Here is a 2,568-nt window from a genome sequence, read left to right as displayed (position 1 = left end):
GGGGGTCATTGTTTTTTATTTTATAAAAATGATGTAACCCTTAATAATATAAGGTTTTAAATAAAAAAAAGGAGTGTCTTATTGCCACTACCTATTTTGGAATGGAGGGGTAAAAATGAAGTATAAGCGTAACAGAGCATTATCTTTTCTTTTAGCTTTTATAATGGTTTTCAGCATGAGTGTTACAGGTTTTGCGGATAACATTTCTGACACTGATACACCTGAAGAAGTCTTTATAGATGAAGAAATCCCATATTCAGAAGAAGTAATAAGTAACACAGATGGAAGCATACAGCTTATTGATGAACCAATTTTAGAAGATGATTCTAACGAAAAGGAAAATTTGAATAGCGTTGTAAAATTGGAAGTAAGCCACGTAGACGCTTTTTCTGGAGACCTAATTTCCAAAGATGTTTATGATCTAGAGATAGGAAAAGAAGTTATCCCAACAGATTATATTTTGGAAAACATAAGAGATAAATTTGTTGAAAGCGATACACCTCAATTTGTAATAACAGAAAATAGTAGTTTTACTCTATATTACGAAAATAATGAGATGATTGGAGATAATCCTGATAATTTATCTATGGAGGAAATAGGAAAAGGAGAACCAATTTCTGGAGGATATGCTTATCCTAAAATTGGGCTTAGAAGCAATGCAAACATGTTTGTTAAGTACAATTTAAATAGTAACGAATGGCCAAATCAGGGGGCTATAAATCTTTCTAAGGTAGCTGAACCTGTTCAGGGGTCAACCAATCTTTGGGAAGTAACTCTGAAAATAGAAGGGAAAAATCTATTGACCACTAGTGATATAGTATTAGTACTTGACAAATCGGGGAGCATGTCAGGAGAAAAAATCTCAAATTTAAAATTAGCTGCAAAAGAATTCGTTGATAATTTATTGTTGCCAGATAGTGTAAATAGAATAGCATTAGTAACTTTTGATAATGGAGCAACAGTAAAATCTAATTTTGTAGACTATACAGGAAAGGCAACTCTAAACAGTGCAATTGACAATATAACGGCAAGTGGCGGGACAAATATGCAGGCTGGAATTCATGCAGCTCAAGCATTATTAGACTCATCCAATGCAACAAATAAAGTAATGGTATTACTTGGTGATGGACAGCCAACTTATAGTTATAAAGTAACTGATGCAACAGGAATTAGTCTAAGCAATCATCAAAAGAATCAGACCCCTTATATCATAAAAGATAATCCCCAAATAGTAGCTGTTGACTATTCACAAGTAGTAGGGAATGGTTCATCATTTAACATTAGTTACAGTGACAGCTATCAAGTGTTTTGTACTGAGCCTAATCATAATCATGGCCCATTTGATAGTGGCTTTCCAAGCAATCATGGGATTCCAACAATATTTGAAGCAAATTTAGCTAAAACTAAGGGAACTCAAATATATTCAATTGCATTTAACGCGGATAGTAACGGACAAAATGTATTAAATAATAGCCAAAATGCAGGGTATTACCAAATTAACTCTACTGATTTAAGCCCTTTAAATGCAGTATTTAGTGAAATAAGTGGTAAAATTTCATATGCTGCTAAGGATGGAATAGTAACAGACCCAATGGGTGATATGTTTGACTTAGCTAGTTCAGAGTCAGAAATATATGTTAGTCAGGGAAATATTCAAATCCAAGGGAATAGTATAATTTGGAATACTGGGAATATTGCAGAAGGAAATCCTGCAACTCTTAAGTATTTGGTAAGAATAAAAGCTGGTGCAGATGCCAACATTTTATATCCAACAAATCAAGAAACAGTATTTTCATATACGGATGTTTATGAGAATAATACAAATAAGAATTTTCCGATTCCTGAAGTATCTATAGGAGGGGGAAGAATAACATTAATTGGTTATGAAGTAAACGAGAATGGGGTTCCAATTAATTCTGATGGAGTAATTGTTGATAGACCAGATTTAGCTAATATAATTTATAACAGAAACTATTCAAACAATCCTCTATCATACAATCAAACGTATACCATAACACCTGACAATTTAGATGGGTATGAATATCAAAAATATTTATGGGATGGAAACGAAGGGAATGAAACTACCTTACAAATATTATTGTTAGCTAATAAGCCAACAGAAACAGTATATTTTGGATATTACAAGACAAAAACTGTTACAGTAACATTTAATGAGAACTATCCAGGATCAAACGTATATACTAAAAATGTAAACAAAGGCAGTTCACTTGGATCGGAGATGCCGGAAGACCCTCAAAGGATAGGATATACTTTTACTGGTTGGAATACTGAACCAAACGGAACAGGAAGCGTATTATCTAGTTCAACTATTGTTAACCAAAATATTACTGTATATGCACAATGGCAAAAAAATATTGCTCCTTCGCTAGAAATAACAGGCTACACTGGAGTATATGACGGATTAGAACACAGCATAACAGTAGGAAACTTAGTAGAAGGCGATAAAGTATATTACAGTGAAGACGGAGAAAATTGGGCAGAAGAAAACCCAAGCTACACTGATGTAGGAGAATACAACGTATATGTAAAAGTAGAAAATCCAAACTA

At 33.3% G+C, this 2,568-nt stretch carries 1 protein-coding gene; it reads left to right on the top strand.

Translation table 11 applies throughout. From position 1 onward, the window contains the following. Positions 1-115 precede the first annotated feature (115 nt). The coding region (locus BO51_RS10005) for a VWA domain-containing protein (RefSeq protein ID WP_496486293.1) at positions 116-2,568 on the top strand (2,453 nt) is incomplete at its 3' end.

The organism is Soehngenia saccharolytica DSM 12858 (assembly GCF_059568515.1).
Note: the sequence above shows the minus strand (reverse complement) of the source record. Positions and strands in the feature narration are given on the sequence as shown.